Annotated in this window: 16 protein-coding genes; 13 read left to right on the top strand and 3 right to left on the bottom strand. The window is 65.2% G+C overall.

Features of this window, described 5'->3' with window-relative positions:
* The first annotated feature begins 4 nt into the window (after positions 1-4).
* A complete protein-coding gene (locus AC1DE1_RS12715; RefSeq protein WP_441604497.1) occupies positions 5-1,300 on the top strand; it encodes a citrate synthase in 1,296 nt (431 codons plus the stop codon).
* A gap of 141 nt (positions 1,301-1,441) precedes the next feature.
* Here the strand turns inward: AC1DE1_RS12715 and AC1DE1_RS12710 are convergent, their stop codons facing one another.
* Together AC1DE1_RS12710 and AC1DE1_RS12705 are read right to left on the bottom strand one after the other, a co-directional pair.
* Positions 1,442-2,116 (bottom strand): hypothetical protein, encoded by a 675-nt coding sequence (locus AC1DE1_RS12710; RefSeq protein ID WP_477175041.1) that lies wholly within the window; start codon positions 2,114-2,116, stop codon positions 1,442-1,444.
* An 85-nt stretch (positions 2,117-2,201) separates the two neighbouring features.
* On the bottom strand, positions 2,202-4,730 hold the full coding sequence (locus AC1DE1_RS12705; protein ID WP_477175040.1) for a penicillin-binding protein 1A: 2,529 nt from the start codon (positions 4,728-4,730) through the stop codon (positions 2,202-2,204).
* A gap of 249 nt (positions 4,731-4,979) precedes the next feature.
* Between AC1DE1_RS12705 and AC1DE1_RS12700 the strand changes: the two genes are divergently transcribed.
* From AC1DE1_RS12700 to AC1DE1_RS12650, 11 genes are all read left to right on the top strand, one after another.
* On the top strand, positions 4,980-6,038 hold the full coding sequence (locus AC1DE1_RS12700) for a pilus assembly protein PilM (RefSeq protein ID WP_046972148.1): 1,059 nt from the start codon (positions 4,980-4,982) through the stop codon (positions 6,036-6,038).
* Positions 6,038-6,760, top strand: a complete 723-nt coding sequence (locus AC1DE1_RS12695) for a PilN domain-containing protein (protein ID WP_441604494.1) — start codon at positions 6,038-6,040, stop codon at positions 6,758-6,760. Before AC1DE1_RS12700 ends, AC1DE1_RS12695 begins: the two co-directional genes overlap by 1 nt.
* Positions 6,760-7,443 (top strand): type IV pilus inner membrane component PilO, encoded by a 684-nt coding sequence (locus AC1DE1_RS12690; RefSeq protein WP_477175039.1) that lies wholly within the window; start codon positions 6,760-6,762, stop codon positions 7,441-7,443. The genes AC1DE1_RS12695 and AC1DE1_RS12690 overlap by 1 nt, the downstream gene beginning before the upstream one ends.
* On the top strand, positions 7,440-7,976 hold the full coding sequence (locus AC1DE1_RS12685; protein ID WP_441604492.1) for a pilus assembly protein PilP: 537 nt from the start codon (positions 7,440-7,442) through the stop codon (positions 7,974-7,976). The genes AC1DE1_RS12690 and AC1DE1_RS12685 overlap by 4 nt, the downstream gene beginning before the upstream one ends.
* 54 nt (positions 7,977-8,030) lie before the next feature.
* Positions 8,031-10,154: a type IV pilus secretin PilQ gene (locus tag AC1DE1_RS12680; protein ID WP_477175038.1), complete on the top strand. Its 2,124-nt coding sequence runs from the start codon at positions 8,031-8,033 to the stop codon at positions 10,152-10,154.
* Between the two features lie 155 nt (positions 10,155-10,309).
* Entirely contained in the window at positions 10,310-11,305 is a 996-nt protein-coding gene (locus tag AC1DE1_RS12675; protein WP_477175037.1) for an AAA family ATPase, read from the top strand.
* Complete coding sequence (locus tag AC1DE1_RS12670) at positions 11,302-12,234, top strand: DUF58 domain-containing protein (RefSeq protein WP_441611417.1); 933 nt, start codon at positions 11,302-11,304, stop codon at positions 12,232-12,234. The genes AC1DE1_RS12675 and AC1DE1_RS12670 overlap by 4 nt, the downstream gene beginning before the upstream one ends.
* Positions 12,231-12,764: a DUF4381 family protein gene (locus AC1DE1_RS12665; protein ID WP_477175036.1), complete on the top strand. Its 534-nt coding sequence runs from the start codon at positions 12,231-12,233 to the stop codon at positions 12,762-12,764. The genes AC1DE1_RS12670 and AC1DE1_RS12665 overlap by 4 nt, the downstream gene beginning before the upstream one ends.
* On the top strand, positions 12,761-13,741 hold the full coding sequence (locus tag AC1DE1_RS12660; protein ID WP_477175035.1) for a VWA domain-containing protein: 981 nt from the start codon (positions 12,761-12,763) through the stop codon (positions 13,739-13,741). Before AC1DE1_RS12665 ends, AC1DE1_RS12660 begins: the two co-directional genes overlap by 4 nt.
* Positions 13,738-15,654: a VWA domain-containing protein gene (locus AC1DE1_RS12655; protein ID WP_477175034.1), complete on the top strand. Its 1,917-nt coding sequence runs from the start codon at positions 13,738-13,740 to the stop codon at positions 15,652-15,654. The genes AC1DE1_RS12660 and AC1DE1_RS12655 overlap by 4 nt, the downstream gene beginning before the upstream one ends.
* Positions 15,651-17,348, top strand: a complete 1,698-nt coding sequence (locus tag AC1DE1_RS12650) for a BatD family protein (protein ID WP_477175033.1) — start codon at positions 15,651-15,653, stop codon at positions 17,346-17,348. Before AC1DE1_RS12655 ends, AC1DE1_RS12650 begins: the two co-directional genes overlap by 4 nt.
* Here AC1DE1_RS12650 and AC1DE1_RS12645 read toward each other — a convergent pair.
* Complete coding sequence (locus AC1DE1_RS12645) at positions 17,332-17,853, bottom strand: O-acetyl-ADP-ribose deacetylase (RefSeq protein ID WP_441604484.1); 522 nt, start codon at positions 17,851-17,853, stop codon at positions 17,332-17,334. The two genes, AC1DE1_RS12650 and AC1DE1_RS12645, sit on opposite strands and share 17 nt — an antisense overlap.
* Before the next feature lie 74 nt (positions 17,854-17,927).
* Here AC1DE1_RS12645 and AC1DE1_RS12640 point away from each other — a divergent pair, with 74 nt between their 5' ends.
* The gene (locus tag AC1DE1_RS12640; protein ID WP_441604483.1) at positions 17,928-18,392 is read left to right on the top strand and encodes a MarR family winged helix-turn-helix transcriptional regulator; all 465 of its coding nucleotides are present in this window, start codon (positions 17,928-17,930) and stop codon (positions 18,390-18,392) included.
* Positions 18,393-18,543 lie beyond the last annotated feature (151 nt).

Raw genomic sequence — 18,543 nt, 5'->3', positions numbered from 1 at the left:
TTCCGTGTCCGATTCCAAGATCGTCAAGTTGGTGGATGAGTCGACCAACCGCAGCAGTGAACTGCCCCTGCTCAGCGGCACGTTAGGTCCCGCATGCATCGACATCGGAACGCTGTACAAGGACACGGGACATTTCACTTACGACCCGGGTTACGGCAGCACCGCCAGCACCAAGAGCGCCATCACCTATATCGACGGCGACGAAGGCGTGCTGTTGTATCGCGGCTACCCCATCGAGCAGCTGGCCGAGAAGTCGAATTTCCTCGAGACCTCCTACCTGCTGCTCAATGGCGAGCTGCCGAACAAGGATCAGTTCTCCAAGTTCGAGCACGACATCACGCACCACACGATGATGCACGAGTCGCTGAAGGACTTCTTCAAGGGTTTCCATCACGACGCGCATCCGATGGCCATGCTGGCCGCTTCGGTGGCTTCGCTGTCGGCCTTCTACCACGACGATATCGACGTGGATAATCCCGATGACCGCAAGCTCGCTGCGATCCGTCTGATCGCCAAGATGCCGACGATCGCCGCTGCCTGCTACCGTTACTCGATCGGCTGGCCGTTCCGCTATCCGCGCAACAACCTCGAGTACGTCGACCGCTTCCTGCACATGATGTTCGAAGTGCCGAGCGAGCCGCTGGAGATGAGCCCGGTCGCCGCCAAGGCGCTGGACCTGTTGTTCATCCTGCACGCCGATCACGAGCAGAACGCCTCCACCTCGACCGTGCGTCTGGTCGGTTCCACCGGTGCCAACCCGTACGCCTCCATCGCAGCCGGCATCACCGCGCTGTGGGGTCCGGCCCATGGTGGCGCGAACGAAGCTGTGCTCAAGATGCTCGAAGAGATCGGCACCGCCGACAAGGTCGAGACCGCCGTCAAGCGCGCCAAGGACAAGAACGACAACTTCCGCCTGATGGGCTTCGGCCATCGCGTCTACAAGAACTTCGATCCGCGCGCGAAGATCATCCGCGAGATGTGCCACAAGGTGCTCAACGAGCTGGGCGTCAACGACCCGCTGCTCGACGTGGCCATGAAGCTGGAAGAAGCCGCGCTGAAGGACGACTACTTCGTCGAGCGCAAGCTCTACCCGAACGTCGACTTCTACTCGGGCATCATCTACAAGGCCCTGGGTATCCCGACCGAGATGTTCACGGTGATGTTTGCCATCGCCCGCACCTCGGGCTGGATCTCGCACTGGATCGAGCAGCATGAAACGCCGGGATCGCGTATTGGTCGTCCGCGCCAGATCTATACGGGTGCTGACGTGCGTAACTACGTGGCTAGCGACAAGCGTTGATTCGCTCGGTCATTGAATGAAAAAAGCCCCGGTTTTCCGGGGCTTTTTTTGTGGGTATCGGCAAGATTGTGTCGCGCACAGGGTGCGCTCCCACAACAGCCCTCATCCCTGTGGGAGCGCACCCTGTGCGCGACAGGCCTGTCAACGAAGCGCTGACGACAACATCCTCTCAAACTCATCGTCGTTGTCGGCTGTAGCCAGCAACTCCTCGACGGCAGCCAGCGACGCCCTTCGCATCGGCTTCTCATCGATGCGATCCAGCGGCGCCTGCTTCAGCGCATCGCGCGGCAGCACGGTGATGTCAAAGGGCAGGCCGTCGGCGGCAAACAGCAGTACGGGATATTCCTCCTGCTCGTCACGCGTGGTGCGCAGGCGGCGCGTCTGCTGGGTGATTGGTACGCCGCGTTCCTGCAGGAACAACACCACGCTTTCGGCAGTGTCACTGAAGACATGCAGGCAGACAGCCGAGTGGGCATCCGCCGTGCCTTCGAGCACGGCGCCGACCAGCCGTGGATCGAAGCGGTCAAGGAAGCGCATGGCTTCCACGGCGGCCTCGCGTCGTTCCTGCAGCAACTGGGGCTGGGATTCGGCGTGGAAGATGCGCTGGTGTTCCCTCAGTGCGTCTTCGATTTCGTTGTTGCGCGGCAAGGCCTGCGCGTCCAGGATGCCCAGCCGCTCGGCGGCCTTGACCTTGGCGTGATGGAAATCGCGGATGCCGTGCTCGCTCATCAAGCGCGCCGCTTCCTGGGCGACGCGAAGACGATTGCGCTGCAGGCGATCCTGCGCGTGGATGCGATGGTGCTGACCTCGTGCCATGCCTCATTCCCCCGGCAATCTGGCGCCCGTCGTTGCGGACGCCAGCGGCAGCACGGTCTGGTGACGGAACCGGCGCTGCCGACGATTAGAAGATGTCGTAGGCGTGCTGCTGATCCTGGTCCTCCTGCTGCTGGTTGGCCTGGTTACGCAGTCGATCCACGTCTTCGACCTTGAAGATCTCCGACATGATGTTCGGGTCGTCCGCGCCGGCGGGCAGGCCGCTTTGGCGGTCTATCTGTACCGTAGTGATACCGGGCGGCAACGGCAAGATGGAGGCCGGCTGGTCCTTCAGCACCGCGCCGGTATAGCTCATCCAGATCGGCAGGGCCGCCTTGGCGCCGAACTCGCCCTTGCCGAGCGAGCCGAAGTCGTCGAAGCCCACCCAGACCGAGGTCACCAGGTCGCCGTTGAAGCCGACAAACCAGGCATCGCGGTGATCATTGGTCGAGCCGGTCTTGCCGGCCAGGTCGGTGCGGCCGAGCGCGGCGGCTGCCGCACCGGTACCGCGCTTGACCACGTCCTGCATCAGCGAAGTGACCAGGTAGTCGTTGCGCACCTCAATGACCTGGGGCGCCAGCACCGGCGGGTGGGCGCCGTCGCCATGGGCGTCGGCCGGGAGTACGGCATCGCCGACGCCGGCTACGCTGCCGGAAGTTGTCGGCGCACTGGCGGCAGCGGCCACTGAATTTCCTGGTGCGGCCCCCGTATTGGCCGGCGGCGGGCCGGGCGGGCGGGTATCGAGCAGGCGTTCGGCGCAGGTGCGGCAGGCGCGGGCCGGATTGGCCTGATAGACCGGCTTGCCGTCGCGGTCATCGATCTCGCTGACGAAGTACGGGGTGACCAGATAGCCGCCATTGGCAAACACGGCGTAGCCACGGGCCATGCTCATCGGCGACACCGAGGCCGTGCCCAGCGCCATCGACAGGTTGCTGGGCAGCGAATCGAGCGCAAAGCCGAAGCGGGTGGCGTAATCGCGGGCGAAACGCACGCCGATAGCGTCGAGCAGTCGCACCGAGACCAGGTTCTTGGATTGCACCAGGGCCTCGCGCAGGCGGATCGGGCCATCGAACTTGTCGTCGTCGTTGGACGGCGTCCACAGGCCGCCAGGGCGCGAGGGGTCGGGCAGGGCGAGCGGTGCATCGTTGACGATGGAGGCCGGCGTGAAGCCGCGCTCGAAGGCCGCCGAGTAGATAAAGGGCTTGAAGCTCGAACCCGGCTGGCGTGCGGCCATCACGGCGCGGTTGAACTTGCTGCGCAGGAAGTTGAAGCCACCGACCAGGGCCTGCAGCGAGCCGTCCTCGGGATTGAGCGAGACCAGCGCACCCTGTGCCGCCGGGATCTGGGTAAGCAGCCACTGGCCCTTGTCATCGCGCGCCACACGGATGATGTCGCCGCGCTTGAGCACGGTGGAGACGCTCTTGGGCGTGGCACCCACGCGGGTATCGTCGATGCGCGGGCGGGCCCAGCTCATGGCTTCCAGGTTCAGCTGCACCTCGTCGCGGCTGGCGAGGTAAACGCTGGCCGCGGTGGCCGATACCTGGGTCACGATGCCTGGCTGCATGCCGGATATGTCGGTATAGCCGGCCAGGGCGCGTTCCAGTTCATCCGTGCCCGCATCGGCAGCCAGCTCCTGGTGGGCCTCCGGGCCGCGCCAGCCGTGGCGGTGGTCATACTCGACCAGGCCCGAGCGCATGGCATCCACCGCGGCCTGCTGGCGCTTGCTGTCGACCGTGGTCTTGACCACATAGCCTTCGGTGAGGGCGTCGTTGCCCAGGCGGTCGAGCACCTGCAGGCGCACCATTTCGGCCAGATACGGCGCATCCACCTCAATGGCCGGCTCATGCGGCGAAGCGTTGATCGGCTCGGCGATGGACTGGTCGTACTCGGCCTTGGAGATGAAGCGGTTCTCCAGCATCTGGCCGAGCACCCAGTTGCGGCGCGCCAGCATGCGCTTGGGGCTGTTGAGCGGGTTCACCAGCGAAGGCAGCTGGAAAGTCGAGGCCAGGGTGGCGCATTCGGCCACGGTGAGCTGGTCCAGGGTCTTGCCGTAGTAATAGGAGGCCGCGGCGGCCACACCGTAGGAGCGGTGGCCCAGGAACATCTTGTTGAGATAGAGCTCCAGGATCTGGTCCTTGGTCAGCTCGCTCTCCATGCGCAGGGCGATGAAGATCTCGGTCAGTTTGCGCGAATAGAGCTTTTCCGGGCTCAGAAAGAAGTTGCGCGCCACCTGCTGGGTGATGGTGGAGCCGCCCGAGCCCTTGTCGCCACCCGAAGCCACCACATGCCAGCTGGCGCGGGCGATGCCGTGCCAGTCCACGCCGGGGTGCTGGTAGAAGCTGGCGTCCTCGGCGGCGAGCACGGCGTGCTTGAGCCGGTCGGGCACCTGGCCCATCGCCACGGGGATGCGGCGGGTCTCGCCGAAGCTCGCAATCAGCTTGCCATCTGCCGAAAGCACCCTAAGCGGCACCTGCATGTGGTAGTCCTTAAGGACCGCCACGGAGGGGAGCCGGGGGGAAATAAGCCAGTAGGCCACGCCAACCGCCGCGACACCCAGCAGCAAACCTGTAAAAGCCAGGACGAGGATCCAGCGCAGCAACCGCTTAAGAATTTGCATGATTTGGGTGTTTGCGAGACGTGAGTCAAAACAAGTCAGAGTATAGATGTAGCAGTATCCACGGCATGAACCGAGCCCGTCACAGCAAGAAGCAGGCCAGTGGCCCAGTCGCCCAACCTGTGGATGCCGTCACGCGAATGAGTCGAGAAAAAGCTCGTAGGCCGTTGCCAATACGTTAATTTTTGGATTAAATGCCGATGCGCATCAGACCAATCTGAGTCTGGACGCACAGGGGCAAGGGGGAACATCGTGGGGCTCTTTACACCCAAGAAGCCGCCACTTGTCGGCGTCGACATCAGTTCGACGGCCGTCAAGTTGCTGCAACTCAGCCAGGCCGGCGGTCGCTATCGCGTGGAGCATTACGCGGTCGAGCCACTGCCCCCCAACGCTGTAGTTGAAAAGAATATTGTCGAGGTCGAGGCCGTGGGCGAGGCGATTCGGCGTGCGCTGGCGCGTTCGGGTTCCAAGCTCAAGCACGCGTCCGCGGCGGTGGCCGGCTCCGCCGTCATCACGCGCGTGATCCCGATGCCGAGCGAATTGTCCGAGGATGATCTGGAAGGCCAGATCCAGGTCGAGGCCAACCAGTACATCCCGTATCCGATCGAGGAAGTCAGCCTGGACTACGAGATCCTCGGTCCGGTGCGCGACAACCCCGAAATGAACAACATCCTGCTGGCCGCCTCGCGTACCGAGAATGTGGACATGCGCGTGGCCGCGCTCGATCTGGGTGGCTTGTCCGCCAAGGTGATCGACGTCGAAGCGTTCGCCATGGAAAACGCGTTTGCGATGGTGGCCGACCAGTTGAACGTCGGTCGCGACGCGCTGGTCGCCGTGGTCGACATCGGCGCCACCATGACCACGCTGTCGGTGCTGCGCAATCAGCGCACCATCTACTCGCGTGAGCAGGTGTTCGGCGGCAAGCAGCTCACCGACGAAATCATGCGCCGCTACGGCCTCTCCTACGAGGAAGCCGGTCGCGCCAAGCGCAAGGGCGGCCTGCCCGACTCTTATGAGAGCGAGGCGCTGGAGCCGTTCAAGGAATCGCTGGTGCAGCAGATCAGCCGCCTGCTCCAGTTCTTCTTCGCCGGCAGCGAATACAGCAAGGTCGACCAGGTCGTGCTTGCTGGCGGTTGCGCATCCATCGAAGGCATCGGTCCGATGCTCGAAGACCAGCTTGGCGTGCCGTGCGTGGTGGCCAACCCGCTGGCGCGCATGTCGCTGTCGCCTCGCGTGCAGGCCCAGTCGCTGGCACAGGACGCCCCCGCATTGATGATCGCGGTCGGCCTCGCGCTGAGGAGCTTTGACTGATGGCACACATCAACCTACTTCCGTGGCGCACCGAGCGCCGCAAGCAGCGCGAGCGCGAGTTCTTCATGCAGTTGGGCGCGGCTGCCGTGGCAGCGGTGCTCGCCGTGCTGGTGTGGTACGGCTGGATGGATGGCCGCATCAGCAGCCAGAACGACCGCAACGCCTATCTGCAGGGCGAGATCAAGCAGCTCGACGAGCGCATCACCAAGATCAAGGACCTTGAAAAAGTCCGCGAAAGCCTGCTCGCGCGCAAGCAAATCATCGAGCAGCTGCAGGCCAACCGGTCGCAGATGGTCCATCTGTTCGACGAGCTGGTGAAGACGATCCCGGCCAGCGCCCGCCTCAACGGTCTCAAGCAGACCGGTGATTCGATGACGCTGGATGGCGTGGCGCAATCCAACGCCAGCGTGGCCGAGTACATGCGCAACATCGAGACCTCGCAGTGGATGGGTCATGCCGATCTGCGCAAGACCGAGAACACGCATGGCGACAGCCGTCTGCCGTACGCGTTCGGGTTGGATGTGGCGTTGAGCCGGCCCAAGGGTGACGACAACGGCGATGGTTCCAGCGAAGGTCATGCACCGGCCTCCGCCAGCTCCACGGCTCAGCCGGCCGCGGCCCATGACGCGCAGCCTGCCAAGGCCGCGACCGTGGCAGCCCCGGCTACGCCGGCCGCCGCCCCTGCCGCCGCGACCCCTGCAGCCAACGGAGGAGCCAAGTAATGAAGTTCCTCAATGATCTGCAGAGCCTGGACCGCAACAACATCGGCGGCTGGCCCAAGTCGGTCAAGATGTTCTTTACCGGTTTGCTGCTCGCCCTCATCGTGCTGGGCGGCTGGTACTTCTTCGTCAGCGACCAGCAGGACCAGTTGCAGGCGGCCGTTGCCAAGGAAGACCAGCTCAAGAAAGAGTTCTCCGACAAGCAGGCCAAGGCGGTCAATCTCGAGGCTCTCCAGCAGCAGCTCGACGAGATGCAGGACATGCTGCGCCAGTTGCTGCGCCAGCTGCCCAGCAAGACCGAGATGCCCGAGTTGCTGATCGACGTTTCGCAGACGGCGCTGTCGGCCGGCCTGGAAACCGAGCTGTTCCAGCCCGGTCCGGAGTCGCCGAAAGACTTCTACGCGGAAAAGCCGATCCAGTTGCGCATGGTGGGCACCTACCACCAGTTCGGCACCTTCATCAGCGGCGTGGCTTCGCTGCCGCGCGTGGTGATCCTGACCATGCACGACGTGTCGCTCACGCCCAAGAATCCAGGCGCCAAGGGTGCCGCCAACGGGTTGCTGGTACTGCAGGGCACCGTGAAGACCTATCGCTATCTGGACGAAGACGAAAGCGCGTCCGCCAAGGCAGCCAACGCCAAGTCGACGCACGGCAAGCCGGCCGCGAACACGGGAGGGCAGAAATGAGCAAGTTCGCTGCCATCAAGCCTGCCTCCATGGGCAAAGCCGTGCTGGTATTGGGTGTCGTCCTCACGCTCGCCGGTTGTAGCGGGCAGGACGATCTCCACCAGTGGGTCGCCCAGGAAAAGCAGAAGAAGGGCGCGCCGATCCCGCCGCTGCCCGTCATCAAGACGTTCGAGACCTTCCAGTACAACGACCAGGACAAGCGTGATCCGTTCAGCCCGAGCACGGCCGAACTCCAGGGCAGCGCCAACACGGGGCCACGGCCGGATGAAAACCGCGCCAAGGAACCGCTGGAAATGTTTGCGCTGGACAGCTTGAAGATGGTCGGCACCGTGGGGACAGGTGCCGCAACGGAAGTGCTCGTGAAGGACCCCGGTGGCGTGATCCACCGTGTCCATCGCAACGAATACATGGGCCAGAACTATGGTCGGGTCACCGCGGTAGCCGATGACCATATCGACCTGGTGGAACTGGTATCCAATGGCAACGGTGGCTGGATGGAACGTTCCGCCAGCATCGCGCTCAGCGAGAAATAAGAAACAGGGGCTGATGCAATGACCAACCAAATCAAAACCGTTCGGGGCAGTGTCATGCGCCAGGCTAGCCGTTATGTGGTTGTGGGCCTGCTGACGCTGGGCGCCGCCTGGTCGAACGCGGCGGCTGCGGCCACCAGCACCCTGAAGGACATCAGCTACGACACGCTGCCAGGTGGCCGTGTCGAGCTGCATCTGAACTTCGCCCAGGGTCCGGTGCCGGAACCGAAGATCTTCACCACCGGCAATCCACCGCGCATCGCGGTCGATTTCCCCGATACCGATAACGCGGCGGCTCGCCATCTCGATATCGGCAAGGGTGCAACGACCGGCGTCTCGGCGGTTTCCGCCGGCGGCCGCACCCGCGTCGTGGTCGAACTGGTGCGCGACTCCACCTACCGTTCCCGCGTCGAGGGCAACAGCCTCGTGCTCACGGTGAACAACGGTACCGATGCGCAGACCACCACCACGGCATCGAACATCGATCCGTCCAAGGCGCTGCCGTCGATGGCCAGTGGCCCGGCGGTGTCCAACATCGACTTCCGCCGCGGTCCCAATGGCGAAGGCCGCATCCTGATCGACTTCAGTGCCGCCGGCGCCAGTGCCGACATGAAGCATCAGGGCGACAAGGTGATCGTGGATATCAGCCACGCCAACCTGCCGCCCAACCTGGCCCAGCGCCTGGACGTGCTCGATTTCGCCACGCCGGTGCAGTCGATCGTCACCAAGTCCAGTGGTGGCGGTGCGCATATGGAAATCAGCACCAAGGGTGTGGTCGATACGTCGGCCTACCAGAGTGGCAACCAGTACGTGGTGGAAGTGGCGCCCAAGAAGAAGGATCCGAAGGCCGATGCCGCGCTGGCCAAGGGTCAGGAGCCGGTCTATACGGGCAACCGGGTGACCTTCAACTTCCAGGACATTCCGGTGCGTTCGGCCCTGCAGCTGCTGGCTGACATCTCCGGTCTCAACCTGGTGGCTTCCGACACCGTGGGTGGCAGCGTCACGCTTCGCCTGGTCAACGTGCCGTGGGATCAGGCCCTCGACGTGGTGCTGCGCGCCAAGAGCCTGGACAAGCGCCGCAACGGCAACGTGATCTGGATCGCGCCGCAGGAAGAACTGGCCAAGTACGAGCAGAGCATCGCCGATGCCCGCATCAAGGCTGAGGACAACGCCGAGCTGGTCACCGACTATGTGCCGATCAGCTATGGCAAGGCCAAGGACATTGCCAAGCTGCTGACCACGGGCACACAGCAGAGTACAGGTGGCGGCGGCAACAGCAGCGGTGCTTCTCGGGGCTTCCTGTCCTCCCGCGGTAGTGTCTCGTTCGACGATCGTACGAACACCTTGCTGATCAACGACAACCCGCAGAAGATCCGCGAGCTGCGTGCACTCATCGCCGTGCTGGACAAGCCGGTGCAGCAGGTGCTGATCGAGTCGCGCATCGTCATCGCCACCGACAACTTCACCCGCGAGCTCGGCGCCAAGTTCGGCGTGCAGGGCAAGAAGGTGAATCCGAGCGGCCAGACGCTTTCGACCGGCGGTCAGTCCAACGGCGACGGCACGGCCGGCGGCATCAACGTCAACCTTCCGACCAGTACGCAGGCCGGCAGCTTCGCCCTGGGCATCCTCGGCAAGAACTACGCCCTGGACCTGGAACTCTCGGCCGCACAGACCGAAGGCCGTGGCGAAGTGATCTCCAGCCCGCGCGTCATCACTGCCAACCAGCAGGAAGCAGTGATTCGCCAGGGTCAGGAAATCGGCTACGTGACCTACCAGAACACCGCCACCGGCGCGGCCGGCAGCGGCACGGCGACCGTGCAGTTCAAGGACGCCGTGCTTGAGCTGAAGGTCACCCCGACCATCACCTCCGACAACCGCGTCTACCTGATGATCAACGTGAAGAAGGACGCGCTGGCGGACTTCATCACTGTGCCGGGCAGTGGCCAGGTGCCGCAGATCGACACGCGTGAGATCAACACCTCGGTGCTGGTCGACAACGGTCAGACGGTGGTACTGGGCGGCATCTACGAGATCACCAAGCAGAACAACGCCACCAAGGTGCCGGGTCTGGGCGATATCCCGGGTCTGGGCGTGCTGTTCCGCAACACCTCGCGCGAAAGCGACAAGGCGGAGCTGCTGATCTTCGTGACCCCGCGCATCCTGAGCGACAGCCTGCAATAAGCGTGGTTTCACTGAAATAAGGCAAAGGGGCGGCTTCGGCCGCCCCTTTGTTTTGGGCACGCCAGCCGCGCTCGATGGGGGTCGGAAGTCATGGGTAGTAAACTTCCGGAGCCAGTTAAGGTCTGTCGTTACGTTCAACCTTGATGGATTCCCCGATGGACATGCCCGAGGCCCCCACCTCATCCAGCCTGCAAGAGGCTTTCCTGCGCGTGCGCGATGAGCTGCAACGCAGCGTCATTGGCCAGCCGCACCTGATCGATTGCCTGCTGGTGGCCCTGTTGGCCGATGGTCACCTCCTGGTCGAAGGCGCCCCGGGCCTGGCCAAGACCACTGTCGTCAAGGCGCTGGCAGCCTGCATCGAGGCCGATTTCCACCGCGTGCAGTTCACGCCCGACCTGTTGCCGGCCGATCTCACGGGCACCGACGTGTTTCGTCCGCAAGCGGGCAGTTTCGAGTTCGAGCGTGGCCCGCTGTTCCACAACATCGTGCTGGCCGACGAAATCAACCGCGCACCGGCCAAGGTGCAATCGGCCCTGCTCGAAGCGATGGCCGAACGCCAGATCACCGTGGGACGCAGCACCTGGCGCCTGCCGGAGCTGTTCATGGTGATGGCGACGCAGAACCCGATCGAGCAGGAAGGCACGTTTGCGTTGCCCGAGGCACAGCTCGACCGCTTCGTGATGCACGTGACCATCGGTTATCCCGACGCGGCCGCCGAGCTGGCCATCCTGCAGCTGGCCCGCGAGCAGGCGCGCAGGAGCCTGCATCCGGTAGCGGTGGCGCGGCCCAGCTTGAGCCAGAACGATGTCTTCAGTGCACGCGAGGCCGTGCTGGATGTGCACATGGCGCCGGCGCTGGAGGAATACATCACGCAACTGGTGCTGGCGACACGCGAGCCGGGCGCCTACGGCGCGGAGCTCAAGCGCTGGATCGCCTGGGGCGCCAGCCCGCGAGGGACCATCGCACTGGATCGCTGCGCTCGCGCCCACGCCTGGCTGGCCGGGCGCGATTACGTGCTGCCTGAAGACGTGCACGCCATCGTCCACGAAGTGCTGCGCCATCGCGTCCTGCTCAGCTACGAAGCGGAGGCCGAAGGCGTTCGCAGCGATCAGGTGATACGCCGCGTACTGGATCTTGTGCCCCTGCCGTGAGTGCCGTTGCTCCCATCACACCGGACGGCGATGGCCGTACGAGCGTCCGCCTCGCCGAATTGGTGGCCTTGCGCGCACGGGTCGCCAAAGCGGCGCTGCCGAGGCTGGAAAGCCGGGCGATGCGCTCGGGCCAGCAATCCAGCCGTCTATACGGCCGCGGCATGGATTACGCCGAATCGCGTGTCTACCAGCCGGGCGACGATGTGAGACGCATGGATTGGCGGCTGACCGCGCGTAGCGGCCGCCTGCACACCAAGTTGTTCCAGGAGGAACGCGAGGGTCGCTTGCTGATCCTGCTCGACGCCCATGAGAGCATGCGCTTTGGTACCCGTGTACGCCTGAAATCCGTGCAGGCTGCGCGTGCTGCGGCGCTGGCTGCGTGGTACGCCGTGCGCGCGGGTGAGCGGGTAGGCTTGATGTCCTTTGGTAACGGTCACCGCATGCTGCGGCCGCAGTCGGGCACGCGCGGTGCGCTTGCCGTCTGCGGTGCGCTGGCGGATTGGGATGCCAGCTATGCGCCGATTCCGGGCGAGCCGCTGTCCGATGTGCTGTTGCGCGCGGGGCGGCTGATGCATGGCGCCAATCGCGTATTGTTGATCAGCGACGGGCTCAGCTGCGACGACGGTGCGCAGGGTCACCTGCTCAAGCTGTCGCACAAGGCGGGCATCCGCGTGCTGGTGGTGGCAGATGCCCTGGAGCTGGGGCTGCCGCCCGCAGGGCGTTATCCGATGGAACACGATGGCATCCGCCGCGAAGTGGCCCTGTTTGGCGGGCGTCAGCGCCGCGAGTTCCAGCAGGCGCTTGGCGCAGGGCAGAGCCGACTCAACGCCATGGCGCAAGCGCTCGGCCTGCCGCACAGCACCATCGATACCGCCGCCGATCCGCTGGATGCCGTGATGTCGCTGCTGGCGCCCGGAGTACGTCGATGAGCGCGCCAGCCGCCGCACCGGCCAACGGCCCTTTGCTGCGCGACATCCATCTGCCGCCGCCGCCCTCATGGTGGCCGTTGGCGCCCGGATGGTGGGGCCTGATGGTGTTGGGACTGCTCGCCGTCGGCGTGTCCATCTGGTGGTGGCGTCGACAGCGCCGCCGTGCTGGCGACGAACGGCGCGTGTTGGCCGAGGTCGACCAGGTGCTGTCGTTGTGTCGCGAGCAACCGCAAGCGCTCGCCAGCGGATTGCATCAGCTGTTGCGGCGGGGCGCGCTGCGCATCGATCCGGCTGCCGCGCAGCAGCGTGGCGAGGCCTGGCGCCAGACGCTGGCGCGGATGCCCGTCGACGCCATCGCGCTTGAGCAACTGCACGGTTTGGAAGCAGCCATGTACCGCCCGGCGACGCCATTGGATCCCGATGCCGCGGCAGGCGCCACGCGCCGCTGGTTGCAGCTGGCGTGGCGCCACCGCGTCCCATCGTCTGGCCAGGGTTTGGGTGGCCGCAAAGCGAGCGGGATGCTGCCATGACCGAGTTCGTCTGGCCGTGGATCATCGTGCTGGCGCCGCTCCCGTGGCTGTTGCGGTGGTGGCTGCGTCCTGCCGCGCCGGGGCAGGCCCTGCACATTCCCCATCCGGGCGTGCATCTGGACACGCCCGAGCGACAGGGGCGAGGCGGCTGGCGTACCTGGTTGCTGGTGCTCGCGTGGCTGGCCCTGCTTGCCGCGGCTGCGCGCCCTCAATGGGTGGGGCCACCCCAGGCCCAGCAACGCAGCGGGCGTGCCCTGATGCTGGCGGTCGATCTATCCGGAAGCATGCGCACCGACGACATGCAGCTGAGCGGGCAGCCGGTCAGCCGCTTTGGTGCAGTGGAGGCGATTGCCGGCGATTTCATTGCGCGTCGTAGCGGCGATGAGATGGGTTTGATCCTGTTCGGCAGCCGAGCCTTCCTGGTGACGCCGCTCACCTATGACTTGCAGGCCGTGCGCGCACAGCTGCAGGGCGCGGCCGTGGGCCTGGCAGGTACCGAAACGGCGATTGGCGATGCCATCGGCGTGGCGGTGAAGCGGCTGGCGGGTTTGCCGGAACAGGCGCGCGTAGTCGTGCTGCTGACCGATGGCGTCAACAACGCCGGCAACATCGCGCCGCTTGATGCCGCGCATGCGGCGAAAGCCGCTGGCGTGCGCATCTACACCATCGGCATCGGCGCCACGGAGATGAGCATTCCCGATTTGTTTGGCACGCATACGGTGAATCCGTCGGCGGACCTGGACGAAAACATGCTGCGCACCATGGCGACGCAGACCGGTGGTCGCTATTTCCGCGCTACGGATGCCAGTCAATTGGCCGATGCCTATCGCGCCATCGATGCACTTGAGCCGATGCCGCAACAAGGCCCTTCGCTGCGGCCGCGCCATGAGTTGTTCCGCTGGCCGCTGGGCTTCGCCGTGCTGGCATGGCTGCTCGCCTTCGCACCGCATGTGCGCCGCCGGGAGGCGTTTGCATGAGCGAGGCATGGCAGCAGTTTCATTTCCTGCGGCCGTGGTGGCTGCTCGCTCTTTGCGCGCTGCCGCTGTTGATTGCGCTTGCCGCAGGGCGACACGGTGCGCGCGAACAACTGTCGCGCCTGGTCGATGCGGAGTTGTTGCCGTTCCTGTTGAAAGGAAATCCCGTGCGCAGGCGCGCCACGCCATGGTTGCTGGCCTGTGGCTGGGCGCTCGTCACGCTGGCGATGGCAGGACCCACCTGGAGCCGCGTGGCGCAACCCTTGTATGCGAAACGCGCCGCCCAGGTGGTGGCCGTGTCGCTGTCGCAGCGCATGTTGGCGCGCGATGTGACACCAAGCCGGCTGGATCGCGCGCGCTACAAGGTGCGAGATCTCCTGGCCAGCAATCATGATGGGCTGAACGCGTTGATCGCGTACGCTGGCGAAGCCTTCGTGGTGGCGCCGTTGACCTCCGATGGCGCGGCGCTCAACGATCTGCTGGCGGCACTCTCGCCCGATACCATGCCTGTCGATGGCGACGATCCGGCCCAGGCCATCGAACGCGGCGTCAGCCTGATACACGACGCCAAGGTCGGCGGCGGCTCGCTGGTGCTGGTCACCGATGATGCCGATGCTGCGGCGCAGGCTGCCGCGCGCAAGGCGCTGGCCGATGGCGTGCGCGTTTCGGTGCTGGGCATCGGTACTGCGCAAGGTGGCCCGGTACCGCTGTCGGACAACAGCTTCCAGCGCGACGCGCAAGGCGGCGTGACGCTCGCGCGGCGCAACGACGATGCCTTGCGCGCACTCGCCGCCAGCGGCGGCGGGCAATACGTGCCGATGACCGATGATGATCGCGACATACGCGCGCTCGATGGCGAACTGCGCGCAGGCGGACCGGCAACACTGGCGGCCGATCTGCACGGCGACGAATGGCAGGATCGCGGGCCATGGTTGCTGCTGTTGTTGCTGCCGCTGGCGGCCACGTCGTTCCGCCGTGGTTGGCTGATGCTGTTCGCGCTGGCGTTGCTGCCCGCGATGCCCGGTGTGGCACAGGCGAGCACGTGGAGCGATTTGTGGCGTCGCCCCGATCAACAAGCCGCCATGGCGTTGCAACAGGGCGATGCCAGGCGTGCCGAGCAGTTGGCGCGCGATCCCGCCTTGCGTGGAGCGGCCGCCTATCGCGCCGGAGACTACGCCGCGGCAGGCAATCAGCTGCGCCCGCTGGCTGGCACTGACGCGCAATACAACCTTGGCAATGCGCTGGCCAGGCAGCGCGATTACCAGGGCGCCCTGGATGCCTACGATCGAGCGCTCAAGGCCGATCCCAAGAACGCCGATGCGCTGGCCAATCGCAAGGCGGTGGAAGACTGGATGCGTCATCAGCCTAAGAATCCGCAGAACGACAACGGTGCGAAGGACAACAAGGGCAAGGCAGGCTCGGGTCCCTCGACTACACCGCCCGACAATGCACAAGGCCAGGCGGGCCAGCAGCGCGACGAGAGCAAACAGGACCAGGGCCAAGGCAAGTCCTCGCAGGATGCGCACGGCGGATCGGAAGGCCAGAGCCACGATCAGAGCGAGCAGGGGCGCAACCAGACGATGGACAAGTCGCCCGGCCAGGAAGGCGTCAATCAGCCGCAGACGCCCGAGCAACAGGCGCAGGAGCGCGCACGCCAGGCCCAGGCGCAACAGGCGCTTCAAAAGCAGATGGACGAGGCGCTGGGCAAGCAGCAAGCCAACGAGAAGGCGCGCGACGGCACCCACGAACTTGGCGCCATCGAGAAAGACGACGCCCAATCGAAACTGCCTGCCGATGTGCGACAGGCGCTGCAGCGCGTGCCTGACGATCCGGGCGCGCTGTTACGGCGCAAGTTCGAACTTGAATACCGGCAGCGCCATGGTGGCGCATCGCCGTCTGAAGGTGACTCGCAGTGAAGGCCCGCTATCTTCATATCTTGCTGTTTTGCCTCGCGTGCCTGTGGCCGCTGGCGTCGTTCGCCGCGGACGTCCAGGCAACGCTGGATCGCAATCGCGTGGAGCTTGGTGAGACAGTCACGCTGAATCTGCGCGCCAGTGGCGGCGCCATGGCGGCCACACCGGACCTGAGCGCGTTGTCGGAGGACTTCGCCGTGCTTGGCTCTTCAAGCAACACCAGCATCAGCATCATCAACGGCCAGCGCGCCGCGCAGGTTACGGTGGGCGTGGCATTGCGTCCGCTGCGTGTGGGCACCTTGCGCATTCCAGCGCTGTCCTTTGCCGGCGGGACCACCGCACCAGTGGATTTGGAGGTGGTGCAGCCCGATGCCAGCGCAGCAGCGGCGGGTCGCAAGGACGTCTTCGTCGAGGCGACGGTCGATCCCGCCAGCGCGTATGTCGGCCAGCAGATCGTCTATACGGTGCGCTTGTTCTACGCCACCGATCTGACCAGCGGGGCCCTGGAAGACCCGCAAGTAACCGGCATCGACTTCCGTCGCCTCGGCGATGAAATCACCTACCAGGCGGAGCGGGGCGGTCGTCGCTACAACGTGATCGAGCGCCGCTACGCGGCCACGCCACAGCGCGAAGGCCATCTGCAGATTCCAGCCGTGGCCTTCCAGGGCGAGTCGGTCAACATGGCCAACCCCGACGCCTTCTTCGGCAACGGCACGCCGATCACGGCGGCGTCGCCGGTGGTGGACATCGATGTACGGCCGGCCCCCACGCGGGCGGCGCAGGCGGCATGGCTGCCTGCGCGTTCGCTCAATCTCACGCTGGATGGCGGCCCGTCGCATGGCGATCTGCATGTGGGCGAACCATTGAACCTGGTGATGAACGTGCAGGCCGTCGGCCTGCCGTACGAGGCCTTGCCTGCGCTCAGCCTGCCCTCGCTCGACGGCGCCACTGTGTATCCGGACAAGCCGGTGAATGGCACGCGCGTGGAAGGCCCGTGGCTGGTGGGGCGTCGTCAGCAGAGCTTCGCCGTGGTGCCCAATCGCGTCGGCAAGCTGAGCATTCCGGAAACCACGCTCACCTGGTGGAACGTGGTGGAGAACCACGCCGAAACAGCGCGCATTCCGGCGCAGACGTTCAACGTGCTGGCGGCGGCAGGCGCGCCAGCGGCGTCGGCAGCGCCCACGCCGCAAAGCAACGCCATACCTGTCGAAGTCGCGCCGGCGCAGGCCACCGTCGTCGTCCAACACACCTGGTGGCGCAGTATCGCCTTCGCCAGCCTCGGCTTGTGGGTACTGACGGTGCTGGCCTGGCTGATCTGGCGTCGTCGACGCGGCGGGCTGGCGGCGGATGCGCCGCCACGGGAAACCCAGGCCACGGCACCGCATCTGCGCGCGGCCTTTCTTGCTGCTGCCCGTGGCAAGGATGCGGCAGGACAGGCGGCCTCCTTGCTCGCCTGGGCCCAGGTGGAAAGGCCTGCGCTACGCAATCTCGGTGAACTCGCCCTGGCTTTGTCTGCAGGAGCTCAACGCGAAGCCATCGATGCCTTGCAGCGCAAACGCTATGCCGGCGCGGACGATGCCGGGCTGAACGAGCGCCTCGTTGCTGCGTTCAAAAATGGATTTGCGTGGCAGCCCCTGGCGCAAGCGTCGAACGCCTCGCCGCTGCCGCCGCTCTATCCGTTCAATGTGCGTCGCTGAGCGCCTCGCGCCAGATGGCGGCCATGTCCTCGCTGAAACAGCAGACCCGCACCTCTGATGGACCGCCCTGCGGCGCATCCAGCAGGCTGCGCACGGCCACCCGCGCGGCCCGATGCGGCGGATAGCCGTAGACCCCACAGCTGATCGCGGGGAAGGCGATCGAATTGAGGTCATATTCTGTCGCCAGCACCAGGCTTTGCCGATAGCAGTTGGCCAACTGTTCAGGCTCGCCGCTCTGGCCGCCCAGCCAGATCGGGCCGACGGTATGGATGATGTAGCGTGCCTTGAGGTCGAATCCGGCGGTGATGCGCGCTTCGCCGGTAGGACAGCGCACGCCGGGGCTGAGCTCGGGTATGGCCTGGCAGGCCTCCATCAGCCTCGGGCCCGCCGCCCGGTGGATGGCGCCATCCACGCCGCCGCCGCCCAGCAGCGCGCTGTTGGCGGCGTTGACGATGGCATCCACGTCCAGTGCGGTAATGTCGCCGACAATGATGTCTATGTTCATAGGCCTTGGCTTCGTAAATAGTTGCGACGTATGCTTGGGCTACGACACCATCCCGCAGGGAATGACCCATCGCCATGACTAAGGCAGAAGACATTTCGTTTGGCTATTTGCTCAACGATGTCACCTTGCTGTTCCGCAAGCACTTCGACAGGCGAGCCGTGAAATTCGGGTTGACCCGCGCCCAGTGGCGGGCCACCAAGATGCTCTACCACCGCGAAGGCCTGCGCCAGACCGAGCTGGCTGAATCCTTGGAGATGGAGCCCATCGCGGTGGGCCGGGTGATCGATCGCCTGCAGGCCGCCGGTTTCGTCGAACGCCGGCCTGATCCCAAGGACCGCCGCGCATGGCGGCTCTATGTCACCGACCAGGCGCGCGGCGTCATCGCCGATATGGAGCTGATCGCCAAGGGTGTACGCAAGGATGCCACCCAGGGTATCAGCGTGCCTGAGCTGGAGCAGGCGCTGGGCGTGCTCAACCGCATCAAGGAAAACCTGCAGGCGCTGGACAACGGGGCCAGCCCCGACGACGGCGAGGTCTGATCCAACGCCCCAGCAAGCCCCGGCCCAGGCCTTATGGCAGGTGTGCGTCATGCTGCCGCCATACTATTTTGCGATGAACATGTCGTCTGCCTGACGGCGGACGATTTGCCAAGTGCTGTCGGTCGTGCGGGTCACGGACGCTGGCTGCATC

It is taken from the genome of Dyella sp. 05T440, from assembly GCF_056395965.1.
Note: the sequence above shows the minus strand (reverse complement) of the source record. Positions and strands in the feature narration are given on the sequence as shown.

Coding starts and splice junctions, on each gene's coding strand:
- AC1DE1_RS12710 (WP_477175041.1), bottom strand. CDS start 2,116: ATGGCACGAGGTCAGCACCATCGCATCCACGCGCAGGATCGCCTGCAG.
- AC1DE1_RS12695 (WP_441604494.1), top strand. CDS start 6,038: ATGGCACACATCAACCTACTTCCGTGGCGCACCGAGCGCCGCAAGCAG.
- AC1DE1_RS12645 (WP_441604484.1), bottom strand. CDS start 17,853: ATGAACATAGACATCATTGTCGGCGACATTACCGCACTGGACGTGGAT.
- AC1DE1_RS12680 (WP_477175038.1), top strand. CDS start 8,031: ATGCGCCAGGCTAGCCGTTATGTGGTTGTGGGCCTGCTGACGCTGGGC.
- AC1DE1_RS12655 (WP_477175034.1), top strand. CDS start 13,738: ATGAGCGAGGCATGGCAGCAGTTTCATTTCCTGCGGCCGTGGTGGCTG.
- AC1DE1_RS12685 (WP_441604492.1), top strand. CDS start 7,440: ATGAGCAAGTTCGCTGCCATCAAGCCTGCCTCCATGGGCAAAGCCGTG.
- AC1DE1_RS12705 (WP_477175040.1), bottom strand. CDS start 4,730: ATGCAAATTCTTAAGCGGTTGCTGCGCTGGATCCTCGTCCTGGCTTTT.
- AC1DE1_RS12660 (WP_477175035.1), top strand. CDS start 12,761: ATGACCGAGTTCGTCTGGCCGTGGATCATCGTGCTGGCGCCGCTCCCG.
- AC1DE1_RS12665 (WP_477175036.1), top strand. CDS start 12,231: ATGAGCGCGCCAGCCGCCGCACCGGCCAACGGCCCTTTGCTGCGCGAC.
- AC1DE1_RS12690 (WP_477175039.1), top strand. CDS start 6,760: ATGAAGTTCCTCAATGATCTGCAGAGCCTGGACCGCAACAACATCGGC.
- AC1DE1_RS12640 (WP_441604483.1), top strand. CDS start 17,928: ATGACTAAGGCAGAAGACATTTCGTTTGGCTATTTGCTCAACGATGTC.
- AC1DE1_RS12675 (WP_477175037.1), top strand. CDS start 10,310: ATGGACATGCCCGAGGCCCCCACCTCATCCAGCCTGCAAGAGGCTTTC.